Raw genomic sequence first — 23,755 nt, forward strand, 5'->3', positions numbered from 1 at the left:
CCTCGTTACTTTTTAGTTACTTTACCATCATGTGACTTGATAACTTTCATATCAGTCATTGGAATGTAACCCATATGTGTTACTATATTTTTCTGAACTTTTTCTGATAACATGTAATCCAAAAACTCTTTTGTCAAACCATCTGGTTTGCCATAAGTATACATATGTTCATAAGACCAAATTGGCCAATCATTTGTCTTAACATGTTCTGCAGTTGGTGAGAAACCATTTAAATTAATAGCTTTTACGGATTTATCGACATATGAGAAAGCCAAGTATGAAATAGCTCCAGGAGTTTGAGAAACAATGGATTTAACCATACCATTTGAATCTTGTTCTTGACTCTGTTTAGCATTAACACCTTGCATAATAACATTATCAAAGGTCGCACGAGAACCAGAACTTGCGGCCCGGTTAATAACTGAAATTTTTAAGTCTTGTCCCCCAACTTGCTTCCAATTAGTATATTCTCCAGAAAAAATGCGACGTAATTGGTCAGTTGTTAAATTGGAAACCTTTGTTTTTGGATTTACGATAACCGCTAAACCTGCTACTGCAACTTGATGGTCGACTAGTTTAGAGGCATCGATTCCATCTTTTTCTTCAGCAAATAAATCACTATTGCCGATTTGAACAGATTGTGATTGTACCTGTGACAAACCAGTACCTGAACCACCACCTTGGACATTAATGGTTTTGCCTAAATGATGTTTCCCAAATTCATCCGCCGTTGCTTCGACAAGAGGTTGTAAGGCAGTTGATCCAACGGCGGTAATAGATTCCCCTTTTTGTATCCAACTTGAACAAGCTGTTAAAAACACTGTCGACAGTGCTAATATACTGAGATAAAAGAACTTCTTCTTCATAATTCATTATTTCCTATTCATTAAAAAGTTAGGGAGTTTTTTAAACAAACTCAATCTTAATAGTAACATATCTGTTGCCCTATTTAAAGGGCTTTGGCTTCAAAACAAGCAATTTTTTTTTACAGATTCCTTACCTATTCTTTACAAAAAAATTAAGATAAAAAAAAGCGATGAAAACTACTCAGATAAATAATTTTCAAAATGCTTTAATTCACATTCCGGTAAAAACATGACCTTTTGGCGGGTTTTGAAATCTGGCTCTTGCCCATCAAAAGTCCTAACCAAATATCCCAATTGCTTGCCAATTATCATGGCAGCCGCGTAATCCCAGGGTTGGATATGTGAAAAGTATGCCATTAATTCTTGCGTCATGACCTTGAGCATTGAGATTCCTGCTCCGCCATATACCCGAACCCCTAAAGTATGACTAATCAAATGGGTAACACCAAATTCATTTGTAAGAAAGAGACCTGAGTTACATCCGATTAAGGCACGATCCAGTGGTTTAGATTGGTAAGGCGCAACTTCTTGCTGATTCAAGGTGACTTTCAAATTTACGCCACCACTCAATAAAAGATCGTTCATCACATCATAAATGCAACCAAATTGACCAACTCCATCTTCAAAGTAGGCTACCATAACTGCAAATTGATTTTTTTGAACAACAAAATTGACTGTCCCGTCGATTGGATCGATAACCCAGACATTGCCATCATTAATGGGATGCCTAACTTCGTCTTCCTCAGCAAGGATATGATCTTCTGGATATTGTTGCAAAATTTTTGCAATCATGAACTCTTGTGTTTCCTGATCAACGTTAGTGACCAGATCATCATTTTGACTTTTTATGGTGATTGCCACTTGCTCAGTCATTTTTTTCTTGATAAATTGCCCTGCTTCTCTTATCAATTGCTGGGCAAATAAGAACTTATCTTCCAATTGAAAAAAATCCTTTCTCAATTTCTTTTGCCTTTTTGACAACTTGATAGCTTGAATAACCACTTGATTTTTGAAAGGATTTGTCAATCTGCTTTTCTTGAGACATACTTGGAACAACTTCCTTGAAAGCCTTATAAGTCTGCAATACTTGACTTGCCTCTACTTTAGATTCATAAGCTTTTTCAACCTGATTTAAAAAAGAAAGCACTGATGTAATATCGTCAGTGCTCCAATTTATGTCAAGTGGATAAGAATAATTATCTGACATACTAGCCCTCAGTTTCTGCTTTAATGGTTGCTTGGCGCAACTCTTGTTTACGGTAATCTCTTGGTAAAAATGCTCGAATCTCGTCTTCATTAAAACCAATCTGCATGCGCTTAGAGTCCATGATGATTGGGCGACGTAAAAGACTTGGATTTTCAGCAATAAGCGTAATCAAATCAGAAATCGATAATTCATCAACATCAATATTAAGTTTTTGGAAAACTTTTGATCGCGTTGAAATAATATCCTCTGTACCGTTCTCAGTGAAGGCTAAAATAGCCATCAACTCATCACGACTTAGTGGACTAGTAATTATGTTATGTTCTTGAAAATTAACTTCATGTTTTAAAAGCCATGCCCTCGCCTTACGACAAGAGGTACAGCTAGGTGATAAAAATAAGGTGACCATATTTTTCCTCTATCAATATACTTACCTTATTATACAAAAATTTAATAAAATTGGCTATCCTTTTTTTAGGATAAGATTTATGACAATTAAACTTTGAAAAATGGTTTTATTTCCAGTTAAGGGCGAATTCTTTATCAGCATTTAATTGGTCAACCAAATCTTCAATTCCTTCAAATTTGGTCATTTCTCTAATTTTTTCTAACCAAATAATTTCAATGGATTCACCATAAATTTCTTGATCAAAATCGAAAATGTTTGCTTCTAAACGCAATTCTGTACCACCAAAGGTAATATTCTTACCGATACTTGTCATAGCCCGATAACGTTTACCTGCCACTAAAACATCCGAAACGTATACACCATCAGCTGGTAAATAAGTCCGATCAATGGGAGCTAAGTTTGCAGTTGGAAAACCTAATGTCCGACCACGCGCATCCCCATGAACGACCATTCCACGCGTCGATAATTCATAGCCCAATAATTGATTGACTTTCGCCACAAGGCCTTCTTTAATCAATTCTCTAATCCATGTTGAAGAAATTTTGCGCCCTTCTTCTGAAACCTGTTCTATAGTATGAACTTTTCCCTCAAAATTACGTTGCAAGTAATCTGAATTTGTCCGGTTATGACCAAATTTATAATCAAAACCGACAACAATATGCTTCGCTTTAAGGTTGCCAATAAAATCCTTGATAAAATCATCCGAAGAAACCTTAGAAAAAGCTGTTGTGAAATCAATCAGATAAAGGCTATCAACACCATATTCAGCAAATTTGGCATAGCGTTTCTCTGGGTAGGCGATATGAAGCAGTAATTCAGGGTTGAAACGCGCAAAGGCTAATTTCGGCGTCTCATTAAAGGTTAAGGTCACAATTTTTAAGGACTCCTTCTCAGCAATCTCCCGAGCCTTATCAAAAAGCGCTTTATGGCCTCGATGAAGACCATCAAAATAGCCTAGAACCAATACTGTATCCTCAGCTTGGTCAATATCAATCGCCGATGTAATTTGTTTAACTTTCATTTTTTCACTTTTACTTTCATTATAAGAAAACCTTTTTAGGTTTATAGACCTCATCTGCTTTTTCTAAAACAGCAACCAATTCATCCTGATGGAATACCGCCAAGAGCTCCTCTGAACTAGGCAGACTTATCCGACGTCCAAAAGAAATTTCTGTTTTCTCCCAATCGTTGATCATTAGTTTTGGTAAATCCGATACGCCATACTCGATCGATAAGAGGAAAGAATAGTCTTTATCAGCAACCATTTTCTCGATATCGGCCAAGCTGTAAGAATCAGCTAGAGTCATCCCAGCCGCTGCCGTACGTTCAAGCAAGGACATGTGACTAGCATAACCAAGGGATTTCCCTAAATCAACTGCTAATGTCCGAACATAAGTCCCTTTACTACAAGCCACACGGAAGTTAAAACGACATAAACCATTAATCATCTCCACAGGACTGGTTCTGACAAATTCCGAAATGGCCACCTGTCTCTGAGGACGTTCAACCTCTTGACCAGCACGCGCATATTCATACAATTTGCGGCCATTTACTTTGACAGCTGAATACATGGGAGGAATCTGGGTTATTTGTCCGACAAACTTTGACATAGCTAAATCAATCTCTTCTTCAGAAATGACTTCCTTAACAGGAGTTTCTTCCACCACTTGACCCGAAGCATCTTCTGTATCGGTTGAGTAACCTAAAGTCACTTGCCCCTCATAAACTTTTCCGGCTTCAGTCATGTATTCAATTACCCGTGTTGCCTTACCAACGGCAATTGGTAAAACACCAACCACATCCGGATCTAAGGTGCCACCATGACCAATTTTCTTTTCCCATAAAATGCGACGCAGTTTGAAAACCACATCGTGAGAGGTCATGCCAGCTTCTTTTTTGACATTAATTATTCCGTTCATACTTCTCGTTATCTTTCATTACTTTGACTTATACTCTCATCATTATAACTGTTTTAAAACTTAATTGACAAGAGAAAAAACTCCAAAAAGGAGTTTTACAAAGCTTATCAACTTTACATGTAACCATTAGACCTAATCGCTACTGCCAAGTTCTTTAAATTTAGCAGCCATGGTCGGATTTTGACGGGTCAGTTTTTTGACAGAGACATCATCCAGTTTATTGTTTGCTAGACGCAATTGATTCTCACTGGTCGTTAAAAAGCGTTTCACTTCTTCCATCCGTTTGATCGACTTGTCTATTTCATCGATGGCTTTTTTGAAGTTACTGCTGGCCGAATTATAGTTTTTCGCAAAAGCAGTTTTAAAATGATCTAAATCTTCTTCAAAGTGGGTAATATCAATATTCTGTTCCTTAACCAAGGCCAGCTCTTGCTTATATTTCAAGCTATTAAGCGCAGCATTTCGCAAAAGACCAATCAATTGAATAAAGAGTTGCGGCCGAACCACATACATCTTCTCGTATTCATGGCTGACATCGACAATACCCGTATTATAATAGTCATTTTCAGCCTCCAACATGGTTACCAAAACCGCATATTCACAGTTCTTCTCACGGCGATCTCGATCCAACTCCTTGAAGAAATCACTATTCTTATGCTTAGTCTTTGTAGTATCAGCCTCATTCTTCATCTCAAACATGATGGACAAAATCTCCACCCCGTTCTCATCACACTCCCGATAAATATAATCACCCTTAGAGCCCCGACTGGATAAGGCATTATCCTTAGCAAATTGAGCATTTGGAAAAGCGTAACTCCGGACCTTATTAAATTCTGTTTCAGCGTAAAGCTCCAAACTTTCTCCAATGGCTTTGGTTGATTGCTGCGCTTTAAAGTTCTTGTAGAACTCAACTTGCTCATTAGCTGCCTTTAATTGCGATTGGAAATCACTCTTTAAAGAAGATAGGGAAAGGGCTGCTTCTTTTTCCTGCAGTAATAATTCATTTTTAAGGGAGTCACGTTCCTTCTCCACATCAGTTAGGGCGGACTGCATCTTAGCTTGATTTTCCAACTCAAGTTTTTCCAACTGGTTTTTTAAAGCCACTACTTCCTTATCCTTATCAGAAAGACTATTAGCTAATTCCAAAGCATTTTGTGAAGCTATCTTTTCCAACTTAGCTTCTAGAGACAGAATCTGTTCATTCTTTTTAGCCAATTCCTTTTCCTGATTAAATTGAGCATCTTTTAGACTTTGCTCTAATTGATTTTGCAAGTGGTTGATTTCAGAATCTTTTTGACTAAGAGCTTCCTGCAAATTATTTTTAGCCTTCTCATCATGCAAGGCTAGCTCATTACGTAAGCGTTCGCTGATTTCTTTTTCAAATTCTTCACCTCTAACTTGTGCTAGTAGATGGCTATATTCCGACTCGTCAATGGTAAAAACAGTTTGACAATGGGGGCACTTGATTTCTTTCATAATAAACTTCCTTATTTATAATTACCCTTATTATAACAAAAAAGACTTTGACCAGTTGTCAAAATCTTTCTCTAATCCTAATCCACTTCTTTGTACTCTTTATAAAATTGCGTTTTTTCAGTAATGAAGCGCTCTAAATCTTGTAAAAGTAAAAAGAGTTGCGCTCGATTTTCAAATTCTTGTCTGCTATGTGGCAATTCACCTTGCCGGTAGGTTTCAAGCAGTAAGTCAATATCTTCCAAAAGTGTTAAAGCAGAATTTTTCTCACTCAATTGTTGCCCTGTCTCATGGATCAAGTGAGCCAACAAAATACTTTGTCGCGTTTCTCCTCTTAACTTTTGACAAGACTTCAAGATATCTTTCAAAATCCGAATTTGACGCTGTCTCATTTCAAAATAGTGGACCTGATAATTGGTTTGACTAAAGAGTTGATTATGACTATCGCGATAGACTAACTTGAGAGCATATTTTAGATTTTTTTCTAAAGCATCCCTTTTCTCCCACAAGCTATGATTGAACTGATCTAAAAGGGATTCTTCAATGGCAAAGAGAAGCTCCTTGAATTCCGTTTCCACTTGCATTTGCAAGTTTTTGATGGCCTCTGTCTGTTTTCCCATATAGGTATTTCCAAGCAAAGCTATTCCAGTCCCAATAAGGAAAAGCCATAATTCATTTAATAAAACTGGAATACTTAAACTTTTCAGTAATAAGAGATGGGAAACTAAGACTGTAATGGGGACAAGCCCAGCTTCCAATTGCCAGTAATATAATAAGGGCACACTAAGGAGTAAATAGATAAACATAGCCCAAAGATTAAAGCCTAATAGGTAAAAGGCCAAATAGGCAATAGCAAAAGCTAAAAAGAAAGCTAAAAGACGACTTTTGGCAATGGCTAAACTTGATTTCCGCGTATCCAGAAGACTTAATAAAGCAATAATCCCAGCTGATATACTGTATGACAATTGTAATTGTTCAGCTAAGATTATAGCCAACAAGGTCGTTAAGACCATTTTTATAGTTCGTTCAAATAAGGGCATTTCTCATCCTTTATCCTTGTAAAGATTTTTCAATTTCCTTTTGTAAATGATTCCACTCTTGCTCAGCCCTTTGCAGTTTACGTTGATATTCACTGAGTCCACGTAAATAATGATTAATCATGTAATCTTGTTTGACAAGTGGAATAAGAGGTAGAGGAATTTCTAATAATTCTTTGGTCGATAAATTAATGACATCTTTACCATGATCAGCTTGGTCAAGAAGCCTTTGGCCGATGGCAGAATCTAAAAAGAATTTGATGTAATATCCTCGCAGTTTAGACAAAGGTCTTATAACTGTAATATTTGACGAAGCAACAACTTCCCGTTCCTGTTTATGAAAGACACAGATTTTTTTGATCGTTCCTTTTGACGCAATCAGAACATCACCATCTTCGAGTAAATAGCGTAAGAGTTGCCGACGGTCTAAGTGAAAGGTACGTAACTGTTCATAAGCAATGCCAGTTGGTGTCATATCTGAGAGATTAATTAAAGCAAAGTCCCCAGCTTCAACTTTACTACTGACTGCTTTTCCTTTAAAACAATCTACTACCTCTCCTAAAATGACTTTCTCTTGATTATTATTAAGATAGGTCTCTAATAGCTCATCCATATCATTAGTATCTTTCTATTAATTTGTAGTATTTAAATACTATCACTATTTTTCAAGATTTGCAAGTTAAAAAAAGACGGTCACAGACCGACTTTATGTATTACTAGGACACAAGCATTTTAGTCAACAGATTTTAATGCTTCCAACATGTCCAGATGCTTGAGTTGACGATGAACCAAAATGGCTAAGACACATACAATGAAGCTAATAGCTATTACGGGAATGATGTAAACATAAGTATCCACTTGATAACCGAAATTCATATCTGAAGAACCCATTAAGGACATTAATAATTGATGAAGGTATTTTCCTCCGATGAAGCCAATTACGATACCAATCAAACTCAGTAAAATAGTCTCTCGATAAATATATAATGTCACTTCTTTATCAAAGAATCCCAATACCTTTATGGTTGATAACTCGCGCAGCCTCTCAGCGATGTTTATGGCCGTTAAATTATAAAGGATGACTAAGGCTAAGAGTAAGGAAAGGACTACTAACAAGGTCATAATTTGTTTAAGGGAACTAACTATTGAAGAAACCATTTCAATAATCACAGTATTCTGAGAAACTGCTTCAACACCTTCTTTATTTAGTAACTTCTTAGCGAAAGATTTAACATGGTTCAAAGATCCATTTTTTAAAGCAAGTAAGTGGGCTGGACTAAAGGTCAACTGCCCAAACTTAGCCCGTGCATAATCTTCGGACATAAAGAGATAGTGTCCTACATTCATATCTGAGATGGCGACTACTTTGACTTTGAATTCCTGATTTTTTTCATTCCTCAAAGTTAAATTTTGACCAGCTTTAACCTGATAAAAATGAGCTAGTTTTTGACTGATCACAATTCCCTGATCTGGAATAGATAGTGACTTTTCACCACTGATATCTTTAAGATTGATTAATGGAGACAAGCTCTTTTTTGGACTGGCAATAATACTCGTCGCAATTTTACTATTTTGCCCTTTTATGGCTAAATACAAAGTTGAAAAGCTGACTTTTTCTTGATTTTCAATGGTTTGATCACTGGCTAGAGCTTTTTCAAGCTTTAGAGACGCTTCCTCATCCTTAGATTTACCAACCACCATGACATGAAAAGGGGTCAATTCCTGAAATTGGTGTTCCACTACTTTTGATAACGAAGATTGAATACCTAAACCAGAAAACAATAGGGCGACTGAACCAGCGACGCCAAAAATGGTCATCAACATCCTTTGTTTATAGCGGAAAATATTACGAGCCGTCACTTTTTGGGTAAAAGATAATCGTTTCCAAATAATTGGTATTTTTTCTAAAAGGATTTTAGAGCCTTTGCTTGGTGGTTTTGGTAACAATAGCTGAGCAGGCACATGAAAAAGTTCCCGGCGAACAATGATGTAAACAGGTAGTAAAGCTGATAAAGCTGCTAAGAAATAGGCTATGCCTGCGTAATACCAATTGAAATCCAAGTTGGTTTTTCCAATTACCAGAGGCTGGGTAATAATTTTAGCAATCATGCCAGATAGAAAGTAGGTTCCGCCAATGATTCCGATTGTCGATCCGATAAAGCTTGCCAAAAAGCCATAAATTAAAAATTTCTTGAGAATATCTTTGGGACCGAAACCTAAGGCCAAATAAAGTCCAGAATTTATTCTCTCTTCATCGACAAACCGGGTCATGGTTGTAAAAGTGACTAAGGCAGCAACCAAATAGAGAACGACTGGGAAGATGTTGCCAACCTGTGAAATAGAGCCCATAGAGGTATCATATATCTGATAGCCTTGGCCACCTGGAAAAGTAGATCGATTATAAACTTGATAAGTTGGTTTCGTTAGCTTAGTGACTTCAGTCTTCCTTACTTGCAGTTTTCTACTTTCTGCTTGAAGTTTAGCCTTGGCTTCTGCTAACTGTTTACGTGAGTCAATCACTTGAGGAAGGGGCGGTAATCCTTTTAGGGATTGCTCTTTTGTCTTTATTTCAGACAAGGCCTTATTGATTTTTTCCTCAGGTTTTTTGAATTTTGCTAGAGTATCACTTTTGAGTTCAGAAAGACGTTTTTCACCGTTATCAGCTATTAAATTCTCAATTTTTTCTTCCTTTAGCTGGACATTCTTTTTATAGTCTTCTGAGAAGGCATTTAGAGCCTTCACATCTTTAAAAGTTAACTTGGCAATGTTATCGTCCATCTGGAAGTTAGAGGGGCTTAGAAAGGCATATAAGGCCAAATTTCCATCACCTGTTTGTGAAGCACCCAAGTTTTCTTTAGACCAAATATCCGAAGCTGAAACAAAACCAACTATTTTTAATCTTTTTTCTTTTAATAGATTATCTTTTGGTGTTGATAAGGTAATACTTTGGCCAATTTTATAATTTGGGGCTTGCCAACTGGCTAGTGCAATTTCGTGATTGTTTTTTGGAAGTCGTCCTTTTGTTAAAGTGACTTTGGAAATCACCTTGGGATTTGAGAATAAGCGGATGGATTCTTGATTCTTGCCAATTTCTGCATCTAAGAGATGACCATAGTCAATTTCAGCATGGGAAACTTTCTTTAACTCTTCTTTATCATCTGCTGAAAAGCTATAAGAAGTGACAACTGCTAGGTCCATCATCTGATGAGACTTGATATAAGAGTTAGCAGATCTGGCCATATCTGGACTGGTCACTTTTAACCCAACTAAGGCAAAGGAACCTAAGGCCATGAGTAGAATAAGAGAAATAAAGCGGGTCTTGGTCGCCCAGATCGACCTCTTCAAGTCTTTCCAAAATGATTTTGTCATTGTGCACCCCCTAATATTCAACTGCCTCAATAGGCAGAGGATGTTTATTTATCTCCGTCTTTACCACACGCGCATCATGCATATGAATAACACGATCAGCAATCGGTGCCAACGCAGCATTGTGGGTAACAATGACAACTGTTGCCCCTTTGGTCTGTGCCATTTCCTGGAGTAAGGCTAAGATTTGTTTACCAGTTTTATAGTCTAAGGCTCCAGTTGGCTCATCACAAAGCAAGAGTTTCGGATTTTTGGCAATTGCTCTGGCAATTGAAACCCTTTGTTGCTCCCCACCAGATAATTGACTAGGAAAATGATCGAGGCGCTTTTCTAAGCCAACTTCCTTGAGGACTTGGACAGGGTCTTGAGCATTGTCAACAATTTCGACTGCCAATTCGACATTTTCCCTAGCTGTTAAATTAGGGACCAGATTATAAAATTGAAAAACGAAGCCAATGTCATGACGTCGGTATTTAGTTAATTGCTTGGCGGAATAGGAAGAAATATCTTCTCCATCAATGATGACTTGGCCAGTGCTATTGGTGTCCATACCCCCTAATATATTAAGTACCGTTGATTTACCAGCTCCTGAGGCACCTAAAATAATTACTAATTCTCCTTTTTCGATGTCAAAAGAGACTTGGTCATTAGCTTTTATGGTATTTTCTCCAATCTGATAGGTTTTAGATGAATTTATCATTTGGATATAAGTCATTACTGCCACTCCTTTATATGAACAATCTGTTGATTTAAATATATGACTATTATATAATGACCTTATTCAAGCAACAAGAACAAAAATAGACAATATGTTGATTTAAGGAGATCTTATGGTTAAAAGACAAACAGATACCCTAAACTATTTAAAAGAGGCACTGATAAGCTTATTAGCCGAAAAAGATTTTGAAGCCATTACAGTTTCTGATTTAACTAAGAAGGCTGGAATTAATCGGGGGACCTTTTACTTACACTTTCAAGATAAATATGACATGATTGAAAGTTTTAAAAATGAGCACATGGATACTTTTTTCCAGCTTTTAGACGCTCCCGAGATATCAACTAATACCAGAGAATTACTCATTCAAACCTTAACCTTTTTGGCAGACAATTTTGCTTTTTTTGCTGCCATTTCAAAATCCCAGTCCTTAAATTTTAAACAAACTCTAAAGGATTTTATTTACAAGGTACTTCTGACGATTGATAACTATCAGGAAATTGTTAGCCATCAGTATGGTGGCATCCCCTTTGGTTATGCCTTAGAAGTCTATCTGGCTAGTATTGAAAGTATTATTTCCTACTGGATTGCTAATGATGGTCAGCAATCGCCTGAAGAACTGACAGATATTATTCTGAAAACAGTCAGTCTTTAATGCAAAAAAAGAACAAGAGCCTCTGCTCTTTGTTCTTTTGCATATTATTAAATTGATTTAAGGGCTTGGATTGCTGCATCATAATTTGGTTCAGTGTTCACATTTTCAACATATTCCGTATATACAACTTTATTATCTTGGTCAAGAACAAGGACTGCTCTGGCCAATAAATGCCACTCTTCCATCAAAAGTCCATAGGCTTTACCAAAAGAATGATCATAATAATCTGATAACATAATGGCTTTATCTAACCCTTCTGCACCACACCATCTAGCTTGAGCAAAAGGTAAGTCTACTGAAATAGTTATCACATAAGTGTCATCTAGACTTGCTAATTCTTGATTGAATTTGCGAGTTTGTGTTGAACAAATACCAGTGTCAATTGACGGAACAACACTAATCACTTTTTTTCCTTTAAAGTCAGAAAGTGATCGTTTTGAAAGATCTGTCGCTAATAATGTAAAATCATCAGCAATTTGTCCAACTTGAAACTGTTGACCAGGTAAGGTGACGGGTTTTCCAATAAATGTTGTCATAAGTCTTTCTCCTTGAAATATTTATAGCAATCTTTTAAATGTTTACAAATTTATTGTATCCAATTTGGAGCAAGAAAGCGATTTTTTTGTTCTCAGAAATCAAAGACCCATTGAGAGGTTAAAGTAATTCTTCATTCTTGAATAGACAGACTCATCACCTACAAAATAAATGTGATCTCCTTTTTCAATAACCGCGTACGGTCCAGGGGAAATTAAAAATTTACCTTCATGTTCGATGGCAACAACAGTCGCACCTGTTTGATGCCATAAATTTAAAACACCAATAGATTTGCCAAAATGATCTGTATCTTTGTTAACAATGATTTCATATGGAACCAAAGGAAACTGTTTACTAATATTTTGACTTTGCATTAAGAAATCGTTGACTAACAATGACAAATCATTCAGTTCTTCATTTTGCTTCTGAATATTTTGCCGAATTTTTTCTTTAATGACCGCAATAGAATGTGTCGATTCATACTGATTAATAAACTCGATGGCCTTTTCTCTTGAAAGAACAATAGCCCCACTCCCATGTTTTAAGGATAATATCTTCAAATCAGCTAAGATATTTAATCCTTTTCGAGCTGTCTCAGGTGAGACATTAAAGGTTGACGCAATTGTCGTCCGAGATTTTAATTTTTCTCCAACTTCATACTCTCCACTGGCGATTCTTTGGGCAACAGAAATAGCTATTTTTTGATACTTCGATGTGGTAATTTCATTTTTACTAGCTGTAGTCATCATATACTCCTTTACTGACTAACTCAAACAGTCTAATTAAATCACATTTCTCGAAAGATTTCAATAGCTCCGTCCTTAGGTGTACATAAAGGAGAACTGGTTTTTCAACCAGTTCTCTCTTTTTCCCTACTATTTGATTCAAAAAGGGCTAGTTTTTAATAGGTTTGATTGGCTTCGTTTACTGAAGATGATTTTAGATCTTGTGTTTTTGAACTTACGTATTCAGAACTTTTACTTGCTGCATTGGTAACACGATCTTGGACCGTAACCTCAGCTGCTTTTTGTTCTTCTTTCGTTCGGATATCAACCACATTTGTATTGAGTTCAACAACTTTTAAATGCGTCATCTGCTCAACATTTTGGGCCACAATTTCTTTGATTTTATCAGAAATCTGAGGGATGTCTTTACCGTATTCAACAATAACATCCAAATCAACTGCAACTTCCTCTGAGCCAACTTCTACAGAAACACCGTCCCTGACAGAATTGCTATTGACTACATTGTTTTTAAGATTTGAGAAGAAGCCCCCATTGACTGCTAAGAGCCCATCAACTTCTTCAAGAGCATGTCCGACAATTTTTTCGATAACCTTGTCGTTATATGTCAATTTCGTTTTGATTTCATTAGCTGTCATATATTCTTCCTCTACTTTTCTTGATTATTTTGTAGGCCTTTAGATATACCATCAATAGTATCTTTAGTATCAGCTTTTACTTCTCTCACATTACCAGAAATTTTATTCATTTTTCCTTCTGTTTCAAGCGATTTATTACCAGATACTTTACCAATGGATTCCTTAACGGAGCCTGAAGCTTGTTCAAGTTTTGCTTTCATCTTTTCATCTGTCATTAGATTCACCTTCCTAAAAATGATTTAGGATTTTTATATCATTTTACGCGTGGTTCTGTCTGTACATTGTCATTTACTGAAGATTTAACATTACCAACTTGTTTACTAGTGAATTCACTAGTTGCATGTGCTGCATCAGTTACCTTATCTTGAAGAGTCACTTTATCAGCCTCATGCTGTTCTTTAGTTTTAATGTCAACGACATTACAGTTAACTTCAATGACATCTAAATCAGTCATTTTCTTAACTTCTGACTCAACAATTGCTTTAATTTCGTCAAAAATAGTTGGAACATGTTTTTGATATTCAGCGATAATATCTAAATCAACTGCAACTTGTTTTTTACCAACTTCTACAGAAACACCATCACGAACTGAATTACTATTAACTAATTTATTTTTGATGTTTGATAAATAGCCACCATTGATAGCTAAAAGACCATCAATGTTATTTACAGCCAATCCTACAATTTTTTCAATAACTTTATTTTCGTATGTTAATTCACCACGAATACTTGGGCTATTGTTTAAATCTGTATTTTTAATAAATGTGTCAGTCATAATCGTTTCTCCTCTTCTAAAATATAAATGTTAAATTGTTTAAATCAATTTAAATTGTTCATTATCTACGGTCAATGAATTGATCGATAATACCAGTCTGCTTAAGAAAAATTCCTGCACAAACACCTAGAATTACAAAGATGAGTGCGAGTAAAGTTTTAAAGAAGCCAATAGTCATTAGTAAGATAGCTAAAATTAAGCCTACTAATCCACCAATTATGGCATACTTATTCTTTTCAAAAAATACCATTTTGACCTCCTATTCTACACGTCTGGCTTTGCCATGTTTGGTCTCAACTTGCGAGATATCTTTAACAAAAACCTTAAAGTTAACAGGTTTATCTATGCCAAAGAATTCTTTGAAACCAGCATCAATACCTTCTTTAATTCCACGAACTTGATCACTAACTGCAACTCGTGAATCTAAACGTCCAGTGACGTCGATTTTGAATTTGCGTTTATATAGAGTTGCCGATACGTTAGGCTTACTCATCAGTCCTGCATTTTTAATTGCAGTAGCTACATAAGATTCAATGGCAGATTTTTTAAGTAATAAACTTCCATTTTTCTTTTTCAAACGTACTTCTGTATATGTTCTTGGATAAAAGATAACTACTAGAATACCAATTATCGTTAATAATGCTAGCAGTACTGCTGCCCAGTAAAAATAGTAATACAAACCTGGATTTAGGAAGCCAGGAACTTTATCTAAGTCCCAGCCAATCCAGTCATATTTAGGGGGCATTTTTAGGTAACCTTGGGTCACTCCCATTACCATAATAAAGATGGATAGGAGGATAAGGCCAAATAAACTATAAAAGATTTTCAATATTTTTGCCATATCTACCTCTTTCTAGTTGATCACTAAATGATAATACTTGGCTTAAAGTGACCTTATCTTAATTCAATTTGCTTAAAACAAATGAAACAACAACAACTACAATGACTGCACCAATAATTGATGGAATCAATGCCATACCTGCTAGGGATGGCCCCCATGCACCAAGTAATGATTGACCAACCCATGAACCAATGATACCTGCTAAAATGTTAGCAATCCAGCCCATTGAGCCACCATGTTTTGTAAGAGCTCCTGCGATTAAACCGATAATACCACCAACGATTAATGTCCAAATAAGTGCCATAATAAATACCTCTTTTTCTTAATGATCTATATAAGTTGAACTCTTAATAACTATTTAACTATTTTTAGTAATTAATTATTTAAATTCATTTCAAACAGTTGTCTAATAAGGAAATGATTATCCTAGTTCAATTTACTTAAAGCAAATGATACAACTAATACAACAATGACTGCACCAATAATTGATGGAATCAATGCCATACCTGCTAGGGAAGGACCCCAAGCTCCTAATAGGGATTGACCAACCCAAGAGCCGATAATACCGGCTAAAATATTAGCAATCCAACCCATTGAACCACCACGTTTTGTAAGAGCTCCTGCAACTAGACCGATAAGGCCGCCGACAATTAATGTCCAAATTAGTCCCATAATCTTCTCCTATTCTAGTGCTCATGCACTTTCAAATTATTTGTATTCACATTTTAAAGTGACTACTTTAAATAAAACCGGAATGTCAATCAACTTTTAAATCCTTAATTAAATTTCAAATAATATCATGAACTATATATTAAATAAGGCTTTTTCTAAAGTGACCACTCGTGTTTTTATTTATATTGTTATTATACAATACTAAATCTGAGATGCAAGAAAAAAGTATCATTTTTTAAAAAAAAAATTGAAATTTAATAACAAAAAAGCCATAAAGCCTATTAGATTGGGCTTTATGGCTAAAATAAATTTTTAAATTTTTTCAATCGGAGCAACACTGGCTAATAATTTTTTGAGTCCAATTTCTGGAAATTTAATTTTCAGCTCAGTTGAAGTACCACTTCCACTAACCTCTAAAACAGTCCCATCGCCCCATTTTTTATGACGGGCAATATCACCTATTTCCCACTCTTGGTCAATGCTTGTCTTTGTGTTAGAAAAAGGTAAATCATTGTCAGTGATTCTCTGAGGACTTCCTGGTTGAGCTTGTGATTTGCGAGATTGAATAGCTTGTGACAAACTCATTCCTTGCCCGAACTGTCTTTGATTTTGTTGGCTCATCTTAACGCCAAATGAAGTATTGGCTGGGCGAGCTAAGCCTTGATAGGCAAGAAGATCATCAGAAATTTCTCTAAGAAATCGGGTCGGCTGATTATAATTGGTTTTACCATACAGAGTCCGAGTGCTAGCATTAGTTAGGAAAAGGATTTCCTCTGCTCTGGTGATACCAACATATGCTAAACGTCTTTCCTCTTCCAGTTCACTTTGTTCATCTAAAGCACGTGATAATGGGAAGACACCTTCTTCCATGCCAATTAAGAATACTATTGGAAACTCAAGTCCCTTAGCTGCGTGAAGAGTCATTAGGGTCACTTCAGCAACCTCAGTATCTGAATCATCCGTATCAGCAATTAAGGCTAAATCATTTAAAAAGCGTCCTAATTTATCGAGACCATTTTCATCTGTCTCAGCCTTGGCAGAGTCATCAAAGTTTTTCGTTACTGAGAGAAACTCTTCAATATTCTCAATCCGAGCTTGACTTTCTAATGTGTTTTGAATTCTTAAAGCATCCAAATAACCAGATCTCTCTAGTATTTCTTCAGATAATTCCGTTATTGTTAAGTGATCCAACCGCGACCGTAAATCACTAAGGAGAGTGGCAAAATCCATTATAGACTGAGCCGCTTTTCCTTTTAATGGCGATAAAAAGAGATTACTTGCTGCTTCTAATAAGGATAATTGGTTATCATAGGCAAATTGTCGCAATTTTTCCAAAGTCCCTGGACCAACGCCTCGCTTAGGTTCATTAACGATTCGTTCAAATGAAATATTGTCAGCAGGATTGGCAACAATATTTAAATAAGAAATTAAATCTCTAATTTCTTTACGACTATAGAACTTAGTTCCGCCGACCATTGTGTACGGAATATTCGATTTTAGGAAAGCTTCTTCTATTGTACGTGATTGTGCATTGGTACGATATAAAACGGCAAAATCTTTAAAACTCTTTCCAAGTTCCAGACACATATTTGACACTGTTGATGCGATAAAAACGGCTTCATCTCGTTCATCATTTGCACGATAATAGACAATTTGTTCACCGTCATTATTTTGAGTCCAAAGCTTTTTATCAATCCGATTACGATTATTTTTAATGACATCATTGGCTGCTTTTAGAATCGTTTTAGTTGACCGGTAATTTTCTTCTAAAAGGACCACTTTTGCCTGAGGATAATCTTTTTCAAAGTCAAGTATATTCTGCATGTCAGCGCCACGCCAACCGTAGATAGACTGATCTGCATCCCCAACAACACAGATGTTCTTGAATCGTGAGGCTAGCAATTTTACCAATTGATACTGAGCATGGTTAGTATCTTGGTACTCATCTACATGAATGTACTGATAGCGTTGTTGGTAGTAAGCCAATACATCTGGATTCTTATCAAAGAGTCTAAGAGTTTGCATAATTAAATCATCAAAGTCGAAAGCTTCACTTCGTCTCAGTTCTTCTTGATAAAGTTTATAGCAGCGAGCGACAATTTGTTGGTACATATCACTTGCTTGAGCCTGGTAAGCAACTTCATCCAACAAATCATTTTTGGCATTGGAAATAGTTCCTAAAATAGAGCGTTCATTCCACTTTTTAGGATCCAAATTCAGAGTTTTTAAAATCCTCTTCATCAGGGTTCTTTGTTCCCCGGGATCAACAATGGTAAAATTTCGATTATAACCAATATGATCGGCTTCTCGTCTTAAAATCCGGACACACATGGAGTGAAAGGTAGCAATCAAAGTGTCTTGAGTTGCTGGATTTAAAGCTATAGCTCTTTCACGCATTTCACGCGCCGCTTTGTTGGTAAAGGTTATGGCTAAAATATTCCAAGGGTTTACAAATTTTTCATCGATTAAGTAGGCAATTCGATGAGTCAAAACCCGAGTTTTACCTGAGCCTGCGCCGGCCATAATTAAAAGCGGACCTTCTGTCGTTTGAACTGCTTCCGCTTGTTTGTCATTCATTCCATTTAATAAAGGATTCATCTTATCTCCTTAAAATCTATCCATCAATTAACTATAAAATTATATCATTTTCTGACTAAAATGAAAAATGACCAAGTCAATGAAAGTAAGTTTCTTCTATATTCTTGAAATCGCAATCAAGATTGATATGGTCATTAATATGATATAATAGTTGCATTGAATACAAAGGAGTTACCATGTCAGAATTAAATCCTATTAGTAATTTAAAACTCGCCAAAAGAGGACCAATAATAAGTATCATAGCCTACTTACTGATAAGTATTGCCAAGTTAGTCAGTGGTTATATGCTTAATTCAAATTCCCTGGTCGCCGATGGTTTTAATAACTTATCTGATATTGTTGGCAATGTAGCTCTTTTAATTGGACTACAACTTGCTAGTCAACCCGCAGATGCTAATCACCGTTTCGGACATTGGAAGTTCGAGGATTTATCCTCCTTGATTACTTCCTTCATTATGTTTATTGTTGGCTTTCAAGTACTGATTCAAACCATTCAAAATATCATTGCTGGTAAGCAAAGTCCGGTTGACCCATTAGGTGCCATTGTTGGTGTCATTTCAGCCATCATAATGCTTGGGGTTTATGCCTACAATAAACAGTTATCAAAAAAAGTTCGTTCTAGTGCTTTAGTTGCTGCTTCAAAAGATAATTTATCCGACGCGGTTACTTCAATTGGTACTTCGGTTGCTGTTTTAGCGGCTTCACTTCATCTTCCCATTATTGACCGAATTGCTGCCATTATTATTACATTTTTCATTTTAAAAACAGCTTATGATATTTTCATGTCCAGCGCCTTCAGTTTATCTGATGGTTTTGATAACAAACACCTTAAAAAATACGAAGAAGCTATCCTCCAAATCCCGAAAATTTCAGCTGTTAAGTCACAACGGGGCCGAACATACGGGAGTAACGTATACCTTGATATTGTTCTAGAAATGAATCCCGACCTGTCCGTCTTTGAAAGTCATGCTATTACCGAAGAAGTTGAACAACTACTAAGTGAAAAGTTCTCAATTTATGATATTGATATTCATGTGGAACCTGGTTTAATTCCAGAAGATGAACAGATTGATAATGTCACCAATAAACTCTTAAAAAACGAGAAAATGATCTTATCCAAACTACCTGATTTTCAAGAATTTATAGCAGAGGATTTTACCCAAATTAATGAAAATGGTCAAGTGCTAAACCGTCAAGAATTAATTGAAAATCCTATTTTTTACCCTTGCAACTTTGAAGATTTCCAACTTCAGTCTATCAGCCAAAAAACAAAACTCATTTCCTATCAACTAGATGGAAAGAGACATACCAGCATCTGGCGTCGCAACGAAGTTTGGTATTTGATTTTCCATCAAGTCACATCGAAACAGTCAAGCCCATTAAAAACCAACCGTTATAAAATTACTAAAAAATAAAGCAAGTTCATTTTTGAACTTGCTTTTTAATATCTTATTTGACTTGATCCGTGGCTACATCTTCAGCAAACCATTTATTTGATATTTCTTGGAATTTACCATCTTTATAAAGTTTCTTGAAGGCTTTATTAATATTCTTGATAAGCGTTTTATCCTCTTTGCGGACGCCAACAGCGAAGTCTTCACCTGTGTATTCACTCTTAGTGATGTTATAATTAGCTAATTCACCCTCTTGTTTCAAGTAGTAATTCGCATAGACTTTATCGATTAATAGTCCATCAATACGATCATTTTTAAGGTCAATAAAGGCTTGCGTAAAGGTTTCATATTGAGTCGCATCTTTATCTTTAACAATATCTTTTAAGACTTTTGGATTCTTAGTAAAAGCATCATAGCCAGATGAACCTGATTGAGCACCTAGTACTTTGTCCTTCATGTCAGAGAAAGACTCAATACCTGCGGATTTTTTTGAAACTAAAACTTGTTCATTTTTCATATAGGGATTTGAAAATGCCACTTTTGCTTGACGTTCTTTGGTTACAGAATAGCCATTCCAAATCATGTCAATTTTGCCATTTTTTAATTCTGTTTCTTTTAAGTCCCAGTTGATTGGTTGGAATTTAACTTTAATCCCATATTCAACGAAAACAGCTTTAGCTAATTCAACATCGAACCCTGTGTTTTTGCCATCTTTATCTTTAAAACCCATTGGGACAAAGGTATTGTCGAAACCAAGTGTAATGGTCTTTTCTTTCTGGTAAGTCTCCCATGAATCACCCTTTTTAGCTTGGCTATTGCCGCAGGCAACCAAAAGAAATGTAAAAGCTAGTGTTGATAGTGTCATTAGGAATTTTTTCATACTTTTTCTCCAATTTATTCTATTTTGGGTTAACGGAAATAATTTGATCTGAGATAGACTGAGCAAAAGTCATATCATGGGTTACGACAATTTGAGTAATACCCATTTCACGGTTCTGCAAAATCAGTTTGGCAACTTCATCTCTTAGTTCGGGATCTAATGCAGACGTTGGTTCGTCATATCCAATAATTTGTGGATCAATCATCATTGCCCTTGCAAGAGCAACACGTTGTTTTTGTCCACCTGATAAGGAATAAGGATAAGCATGCAGATGATCTTTCAAGCCTAATCGGCTAAGTAAGTCCTCTGCTTTTTTCTTAGCCGCTTCTTTTCCTAAGCCCATTGTGATTGTAGGTGACAAAATTAAATTATCAAGGACAGATAAATGGGGAAATAATTGAAAATCTTGAAAAACAAAGCCTAAAAGATTGCGATTTTCCAAATGATTGATTGGCACTGTTTCTCCATTATAAATAATATCACCTGAATCAATGGCTTCTAAACCTGCCAACATTCTTAATAGAGTTGTCTTTCCACCGCCTGAAGGGCCAACTAATGAAAGAATTTGACCATCAGCAACCGATAAGGAAAACTTGTCGAAAATTTGTTTATGGCCAAATTGTTTGGAAATATTTTTAAGTTCTAACATCACTGGCCTCCTTATTTGTAGTAGTTAAATTTCTTTTCAACTCGTCGTGATAGAATTGTGACCAAACCAATTAAGAGTAAATAGATCATTCCTGCAATAAACATTGGTGCTAAACTGGCGTCTCGATTAGCAGCTGTCTTACTGGCTAATAAGAGGTCTCCTACACCAAGGACATAAACTAGAGAAGAATCTTTGACTAAATTAATGACTTCATTGAAGACACTAGGTAAAACAACTTTGAAGACTTGAGGCACAATGATATGATGAATCGTTTGAAGTTGTGTTAATTTCAAAACTTTAGCAGCTTCATATTGTCCTTTGGGAATAGCTTCAATACCACCACGGAAGATCTCAGCAAAGTAAGCTGCGTAATTCATGGTAAATGCTAGAATGGCTGCCGGCATCCGGTCAAATGTGACTCCTATACTTGGCAAGACATAATAGAAAAAGATTAATTGTAAGAGCAAAGGTGTTCCCCGCATAATCCAGACATAAATAGTTAATAACCATTGCAATGGTTTAAACTGGACTTTCATCAGAAAGGCTATAAGCATACCCAAGGGGATGGATAATAAAATAACAATGAAAAAAACTTGTAAAGTCACTTTGGCACCATCTAAAAGACTGGGCAGGACTTGTAAAATATATGACATGTAAGCTCCAATTGTGAAAATAGTTGTTCTCATTATATCAAATTATCTAAATTTTTGGGAGAAATTTGAATAAAAATACAAGAAATGGATTGAAATTGACTATAATTTTTTAACAAATTCAGATTTCAGCTTCATAGCGCCGAAACCATCAATCTTACAATCAATATTATGGTCACCCTCTACTAACCGAATATTTTTAACCCGTGTACCTTGTTTGATATCTTTAGGTGCACCCTTTACTTTAAGGTCTTTAATAACAGTTACAGTATCACCATCAACGAGTTGTGTACCATTACTATCTAGAACTTTTACCCCATCTTCTTCTTGCAGACTTTCCGTTTGATCTGTAGCCCACTCAAAACCACACATGGGACAAATAAGCATAAGACCATCTTCATAAACATATTCTGATTGACATTGTAAACAATTTGGTATGGACATGGATGAAACTCCTTTTTATTCAATAAATTGTGTTTTTACTATTCTACTTTAGAAAAAGGTATTTGACAAGATGAATACGTTGTCAAAAGCATTAAAATTTAAAAACCCTTTCATATGGCTATGAAAGGGCATGACTGCCTAATTTAGTGCTTCAATACTTTGAACAATTTCCTGAATCAAGTCTTGATCATCAAGTGACGTCACGTCAGCAACGACTTTTTCAAGATTATTCTCAGAAAGCATCAGTTGTAATTGATTACTTTGCTCATCTTGAGCATCCTTATACTTAAAGACGTAAGCCACTGTTTTAAGGAGATTATCATAAGCAAGGCCACGTTCTTTCAACTCGCGAATTGGGCGAATAAAGCGCTCATCAAAACCAAGTTTACGAATCGGCGTTCTAGCCACACGAACCACATCGTCAACAATGTAAGGATTCTCGAAACGACTGATGATAACCTGATGATAAGCCTCTAATTCAGCAAGATCGAAGTCCCATTTAGCAACAAGTAAAGAACGAATTTCTGCTAAAACAGCTTCTAACTGTTCTTTTACCTCTGGCAATTGCAGAGCTTCTAAGATTGTTTTAGCCCCTGCGTGTGCGCCTGTATAAGCTGAGGTTGCATGACCAGAGTTGACTGAGAATAATTTACGTTCGATGAAAGGCTCTAAATCAGCTTCGTAATGAACACCTTCAAGTCTCAAGTCTAGATTTTTCATACGACTCGTTTCAACAACCCACTCATTGAAAGGCTCAACCACAACAAAGAGAGGATCCTCATGACTTTGAGCTGGAACAATTCTATCAACGGCTGCATTAGGGAATCCAACATAAGTATCAAGATAAGTTAAATCTTCTTCAGAAAGATATTTACTCACTTCTTCCAACAAGAATTGTGAGCCACCAATCATATTTTCACAAGCCAATACATCTACTGCTTGAGTCACACCTAATTGACGACGTTGCATAATCCCTTTAGCAATTAATTCAGCAATAAAGGGTAAGATATTTGGTCCAATAGCTGTTGTGATGATATCCGCTTGAGCTACGGCTCCGACAACTGCTTCTGGATTAAGACGATTATTGATACCAGAGACATTAGAAACTGCAACATGACGTTTACCATCTTCTGCAATTTCAATTTCATAAGAATGTCTTTCATTTAAGGCATTGATAATAGCTTCATTAACATCAACAAACTGGATGGAAAAATCATTTGCTGCTAGGATTTCACCAATAAAACCACGACCAATATTACCTGCTCCAAAATGTACTGCTTTTTTCATTTTAAC

Annotated in this window: 28 protein-coding genes; 2 read left to right on the top strand and 26 right to left on the bottom strand. The window is 36.0% G+C overall.

Going from position 1 to position 23,755, the window contains the following annotated elements; translation table 11 throughout:
• Window positions 1-5 precede the first annotated feature (5 nt).
• The 11 genes from AT575_RS03850 to AT575_RS03900 all read right to left on the bottom strand — a co-directional run bounded on the left by AT575_RS03850 (window position 6) and on the right by AT575_RS03900 (window position 10,989).
• Window positions 6-866, bottom strand: a complete 861-nt coding sequence (locus tag AT575_RS03850; protein ID WP_102777233.1) for a phosphate ABC transporter substrate-binding protein PstS family protein — start codon at window positions 864-866, stop codon at window positions 6-8.
• Between the two features lie 177 nt (window positions 867-1,043).
• Window positions 1,044-1,805 carry an inositol monophosphatase family protein gene (locus tag AT575_RS03855; RefSeq protein ID WP_102777234.1) on the bottom strand — a complete coding sequence of 254 codons (762 nt, stop codon included), beginning with the start codon at window positions 1,803-1,805 and terminating at the stop codon, window positions 1,044-1,046.
• Complete coding sequence (locus AT575_RS03860; protein ID WP_102777235.1) at window positions 1,795-2,073, bottom strand: UPF0223 family protein; 279 nt, start codon at window positions 2,071-2,073, stop codon at window positions 1,795-1,797. The genes AT575_RS03855 and AT575_RS03860 overlap by 11 nt, the downstream gene beginning before the upstream one ends.
• A gap of 1 nt (window position 2,074) precedes the next feature.
• The gene (locus AT575_RS03865; protein ID WP_102777236.1) at window positions 2,075-2,479 is read right to left on the bottom strand and encodes a Spx/MgsR family RNA polymerase-binding regulatory protein; all 405 of its coding nucleotides are present in this window, start codon (window positions 2,477-2,479) and stop codon (window positions 2,075-2,077) included.
• 106 nt (window positions 2,480-2,585) lie between these two features.
• Complete coding sequence (locus AT575_RS03870; protein WP_102777237.1) at window positions 2,586-3,500, bottom strand: bifunctional riboflavin kinase/FAD synthetase; 915 nt, start codon at window positions 3,498-3,500, stop codon at window positions 2,586-2,588.
• 19 nt (window positions 3,501-3,519) lie between these two features.
• Window positions 3,520-4,398 carry a tRNA pseudouridine(55) synthase TruB gene (truB, locus tag AT575_RS03875; RefSeq protein WP_102777238.1) on the bottom strand — a complete coding sequence of 293 codons (879 nt, stop codon included), beginning with the start codon at window positions 4,396-4,398 and terminating at the stop codon, window positions 3,520-3,522.
• A 132-nt stretch (window positions 4,399-4,530) separates the two neighbouring features.
• Window positions 4,531-5,874, bottom strand: coding sequence for a DUF2130 domain-containing protein (locus AT575_RS03880; protein ID WP_102777239.1), 1,344 nt, complete (start codon window positions 5,872-5,874; stop codon window positions 4,531-4,533).
• A 77-nt stretch (window positions 5,875-5,951) separates the two neighbouring features.
• Window positions 5,952-6,911 carry an aromatic acid exporter family protein gene (locus AT575_RS03885; RefSeq protein WP_102777240.1) on the bottom strand — a complete coding sequence of 320 codons (960 nt, stop codon included), beginning with the start codon at window positions 6,909-6,911 and terminating at the stop codon, window positions 5,952-5,954.
• Between the two features lie 10 nt (window positions 6,912-6,921).
• Window positions 6,922-7,521 (bottom strand): restriction endonuclease subunit S domain-containing protein, encoded by a 600-nt coding sequence (locus tag AT575_RS03890; RefSeq protein WP_102777241.1) that lies wholly within the window; start codon window positions 7,519-7,521, stop codon window positions 6,922-6,924.
• A gap of 119 nt (window positions 7,522-7,640) precedes the next feature.
• Window positions 7,641-10,277, bottom strand: a complete 2,637-nt coding sequence (locus AT575_RS03895) for an ABC transporter permease (RefSeq protein WP_102777242.1) — start codon at window positions 10,275-10,277, stop codon at window positions 7,641-7,643.
• A gap of 10 nt (window positions 10,278-10,287) precedes the next feature.
• Window positions 10,288-10,989: an ABC transporter ATP-binding protein gene (locus AT575_RS03900; protein WP_102777243.1), complete on the bottom strand. Its 702-nt coding sequence runs from the start codon at window positions 10,987-10,989 to the stop codon at window positions 10,288-10,290.
• A 115-nt stretch (window positions 10,990-11,104) separates the two neighbouring features.
• Here AT575_RS03900 and AT575_RS03905 point away from each other — a divergent pair, with 115 nt between their 5' ends.
• Window positions 11,105-11,644, top strand: coding sequence for a TetR/AcrR family transcriptional regulator (locus AT575_RS03905; protein WP_102777244.1), 540 nt, complete (start codon window positions 11,105-11,107; stop codon window positions 11,642-11,644).
• A 47-nt stretch (window positions 11,645-11,691) separates the two neighbouring features.
• On the opposite strand, the gene tpx is transcribed toward AT575_RS03905, so the two are convergent.
• From tpx to pcrA, 10 genes are all read right to left on the bottom strand, one after another.
• On the bottom strand, window positions 11,692-12,180 hold the full coding sequence (gene tpx / locus AT575_RS03910) for a thiol peroxidase (RefSeq protein WP_102777245.1): 489 nt from the start codon (window positions 12,178-12,180) through the stop codon (window positions 11,692-11,694).
• Window positions 12,181-12,279: 99 nt separating this feature from the next.
• The gene (locus AT575_RS03915; protein WP_102777246.1) at window positions 12,280-12,924 is read right to left on the bottom strand and encodes a GntR family transcriptional regulator; all 645 of its coding nucleotides are present in this window, start codon (window positions 12,922-12,924) and stop codon (window positions 12,280-12,282) included.
• Window positions 12,925-13,079: 155 nt separating this feature from the next.
• Window positions 13,080-13,559, bottom strand: a complete 480-nt coding sequence (locus AT575_RS03920; protein ID WP_102777247.1) for an Asp23/Gls24 family envelope stress response protein — start codon at window positions 13,557-13,559, stop codon at window positions 13,080-13,082.
• Window positions 13,560-13,570: 11 nt separating this feature from the next.
• Window positions 13,571-13,774 (bottom strand): CsbD family protein, encoded by a 204-nt coding sequence (locus tag AT575_RS03925; protein WP_102777248.1) that lies wholly within the window; start codon window positions 13,772-13,774, stop codon window positions 13,571-13,573.
• Between the two features lie 38 nt (window positions 13,775-13,812).
• On the bottom strand, window positions 13,813-14,334 hold the full coding sequence (locus tag AT575_RS03930; protein ID WP_102777249.1) for an Asp23/Gls24 family envelope stress response protein: 522 nt from the start codon (window positions 14,332-14,334) through the stop codon (window positions 13,813-13,815).
• 61 nt (window positions 14,335-14,395) lie between these two features.
• A complete protein-coding gene (locus AT575_RS03935) occupies window positions 14,396-14,584 on the bottom strand; it encodes a DUF2273 domain-containing protein (protein WP_102777250.1) in 189 nt (62 codons plus the stop codon).
• A 9-nt stretch (window positions 14,585-14,593) separates the two neighbouring features.
• Window positions 14,594-15,175 (bottom strand): alkaline shock response membrane anchor protein AmaP, encoded by a 582-nt coding sequence (gene amaP / locus AT575_RS03940; protein WP_102777251.1) that lies wholly within the window; start codon window positions 15,173-15,175, stop codon window positions 14,594-14,596.
• Window positions 15,176-15,233: 58 nt separating this feature from the next.
• Window positions 15,234-15,479 carry a GlsB/YeaQ/YmgE family stress response membrane protein gene (locus AT575_RS03945; RefSeq protein ID WP_102777252.1) on the bottom strand — a complete coding sequence of 82 codons (246 nt, stop codon included), beginning with the start codon at window positions 15,477-15,479 and terminating at the stop codon, window positions 15,234-15,236.
• Window positions 15,480-15,601: 122 nt separating this feature from the next.
• A complete protein-coding gene (locus AT575_RS03950) occupies window positions 15,602-15,847 on the bottom strand; it encodes a GlsB/YeaQ/YmgE family stress response membrane protein (RefSeq protein ID WP_102777253.1) in 246 nt (81 codons plus the stop codon).
• Between the two features lie 312 nt (window positions 15,848-16,159).
• The gene (gene pcrA / locus AT575_RS03955; protein ID WP_102777254.1) at window positions 16,160-18,445 is read right to left on the bottom strand and encodes a DNA helicase PcrA; all 2,286 of its coding nucleotides are present in this window, start codon (window positions 18,443-18,445) and stop codon (window positions 16,160-16,162) included.
• 176 nt (window positions 18,446-18,621) lie between these two features.
• Here pcrA and AT575_RS03960 point away from each other — a divergent pair, with 176 nt between their 5' ends.
• Window positions 18,622-19,860 (top strand): cation diffusion facilitator family transporter, encoded by a 1,239-nt coding sequence (locus AT575_RS03960; protein ID WP_102777255.1) that lies wholly within the window; start codon window positions 18,622-18,624, stop codon window positions 19,858-19,860.
• 34 nt (window positions 19,861-19,894) lie between these two features.
• Here the strand turns inward: AT575_RS03960 and AT575_RS03965 are convergent, their stop codons facing one another.
• The 5 genes from AT575_RS03965 to AT575_RS03985 form a co-directional block, all read right to left on the bottom strand.
• Window positions 19,895-20,719 (bottom strand): amino acid ABC transporter substrate-binding protein, encoded by an 825-nt coding sequence (locus AT575_RS03965; protein ID WP_102777256.1) that lies wholly within the window; start codon window positions 20,717-20,719, stop codon window positions 19,895-19,897.
• A gap of 19 nt (window positions 20,720-20,738) precedes the next feature.
• The gene (locus tag AT575_RS03970; protein ID WP_102777257.1) at window positions 20,739-21,368 is read right to left on the bottom strand and encodes an amino acid ABC transporter ATP-binding protein; all 630 of its coding nucleotides are present in this window, start codon (window positions 21,366-21,368) and stop codon (window positions 20,739-20,741) included.
• Between the two features lie 11 nt (window positions 21,369-21,379).
• On the bottom strand, window positions 21,380-22,021 hold the full coding sequence (locus AT575_RS03975) for an amino acid ABC transporter permease (RefSeq protein WP_102777258.1): 642 nt from the start codon (window positions 22,019-22,021) through the stop codon (window positions 21,380-21,382).
• Window positions 22,022-22,120: 99 nt separating this feature from the next.
• A complete protein-coding gene (locus tag AT575_RS03980; protein WP_102777259.1) occupies window positions 22,121-22,462 on the bottom strand; it encodes a zinc ribbon domain-containing protein YjdM in 342 nt (113 codons plus the stop codon).
• Window positions 22,463-22,600: 138 nt separating this feature from the next.
• The gene (locus tag AT575_RS03985; protein ID WP_102777260.1) at window positions 22,601-23,749 is read right to left on the bottom strand and encodes a mannitol-1-phosphate 5-dehydrogenase; all 1,149 of its coding nucleotides are present in this window, start codon (window positions 23,747-23,749) and stop codon (window positions 22,601-22,603) included.
• Between the last annotated feature and the right edge of the window lie 6 nt (window positions 23,750-23,755).

It is taken from the genome of Streptococcus penaeicida (genome assembly GCF_002887775.1).
In the GTDB taxonomy this organism is placed as follows: Bacteria; Bacillota; Bacilli; order Lactobacillales; family Streptococcaceae; genus Streptococcus; species Streptococcus penaeicida.

Coding starts and splice junctions, on each gene's coding strand:
- AT575_RS03850 (WP_102777233.1), bottom strand. CDS start 866: ATGAAGAAGAAGTTCTTTTATCTCAGTATATTAGCACTGTCGACAGTG.
- AT575_RS03860 (WP_102777235.1), bottom strand. CDS start 2,073: ATGTCAGATAATTATTCTTATCCACTTGACATAAATTGGAGCACTGAC.
- AT575_RS03865 (WP_102777236.1), bottom strand. CDS start 2,479: ATGGTCACCTTATTTTTATCACCTAGCTGTACCTCTTGTCGTAAGGCG.
- AT575_RS03870 (WP_102777237.1), bottom strand. CDS start 3,500: ATGAAAGTTAAACAAATTACATCGGCGATTGATATTGACCAAGCTGAG.
- truB (WP_102777238.1), bottom strand. CDS start 4,398: ATGAACGGAATAATTAATGTCAAAAAAGAAGCTGGCATGACCTCTCAC.
- AT575_RS03880 (WP_102777239.1), bottom strand. CDS start 5,874: ATGAAAGAAATCAAGTGCCCCCATTGTCAAACTGTTTTTACCATTGAC.
- AT575_RS03885 (WP_102777240.1), bottom strand. CDS start 6,911: ATGCCCTTATTTGAACGAACTATAAAAATGGTCTTAACGACCTTGTTG.
- AT575_RS03890 (WP_102777241.1), bottom strand. CDS start 7,521: ATGGATGAGCTATTAGAGACCTATCTTAATAATAATCAAGAGAAAGTC.
- AT575_RS03895 (WP_102777242.1), bottom strand. CDS start 10,277: ATGACAAAATCATTTTGGAAAGACTTGAAGAGGTCGATCTGGGCGACC.
- AT575_RS03900 (WP_102777243.1), bottom strand. CDS start 10,989: ATGACTTATATCCAAATGATAAATTCATCTAAAACCTATCAGATTGGA.
- AT575_RS03905 (WP_102777244.1), top strand. CDS start 11,105: ATGGTTAAAAGACAAACAGATACCCTAAACTATTTAAAAGAGGCACTG.
- tpx (WP_102777245.1), bottom strand. CDS start 12,180: ATGACAACATTTATTGGAAAACCCGTCACCTTACCTGGTCAACAGTTT.
- AT575_RS03915 (WP_102777246.1), bottom strand. CDS start 12,924: ATGACTACAGCTAGTAAAAATGAAATTACCACATCGAAGTATCAAAAA.
- AT575_RS03920 (WP_102777247.1), bottom strand. CDS start 13,559: ATGACAGCTAATGAAATCAAAACGAAATTGACATATAACGACAAGGTT.
- AT575_RS03925 (WP_102777248.1), bottom strand. CDS start 13,774: ATGACAGATGAAAAGATGAAAGCAAAACTTGAACAAGCTTCAGGCTCC.
- AT575_RS03930 (WP_102777249.1), bottom strand. CDS start 14,334: ATGACTGACACATTTATTAAAAATACAGATTTAAACAATAGCCCAAGT.
- AT575_RS03935 (WP_102777250.1), bottom strand. CDS start 14,584: ATGGTATTTTTTGAAAAGAATAAGTATGCCATAATTGGTGGATTAGTA.
- amaP (WP_102777251.1), bottom strand. CDS start 15,175: ATGGCAAAAATATTGAAAATCTTTTATAGTTTATTTGGCCTTATCCTC.
- AT575_RS03945 (WP_102777252.1), bottom strand. CDS start 15,479: ATGGCACTTATTTGGACATTAATCGTTGGTGGTATTATCGGTTTAATC.
- AT575_RS03950 (WP_102777253.1), bottom strand. CDS start 15,847: ATGGGACTAATTTGGACATTAATTGTCGGCGGCCTTATCGGTCTAGTT.
- pcrA (WP_102777254.1), bottom strand. CDS start 18,445: ATGAATCCTTTATTAAATGGAATGAATGACAAACAAGCGGAAGCAGTT.
- AT575_RS03960 (WP_102777255.1), top strand. CDS start 18,622: ATGTCAGAATTAAATCCTATTAGTAATTTAAAACTCGCCAAAAGAGGA.
- AT575_RS03965 (WP_102777256.1), bottom strand. CDS start 20,719: ATGAAAAAATTCCTAATGACACTATCAACACTAGCTTTTACATTTCTT.
- AT575_RS03970 (WP_102777257.1), bottom strand. CDS start 21,368: ATGTTAGAACTTAAAAATATTTCCAAACAATTTGGCCATAAACAAATT.
- AT575_RS03975 (WP_102777258.1), bottom strand. CDS start 22,021: ATGTCATATATTTTACAAGTCCTGCCCAGTCTTTTAGATGGTGCCAAA.
- AT575_RS03980 (WP_102777259.1), bottom strand. CDS start 22,462: ATGTCCATACCAAATTGTTTACAATGTCAATCAGAATATGTTTATGAA.
- AT575_RS03985 (WP_102777260.1), bottom strand. CDS start 23,749: ATGAAAAAAGCAGTACATTTTGGAGCAGGTAATATTGGTCGTGGTTTT.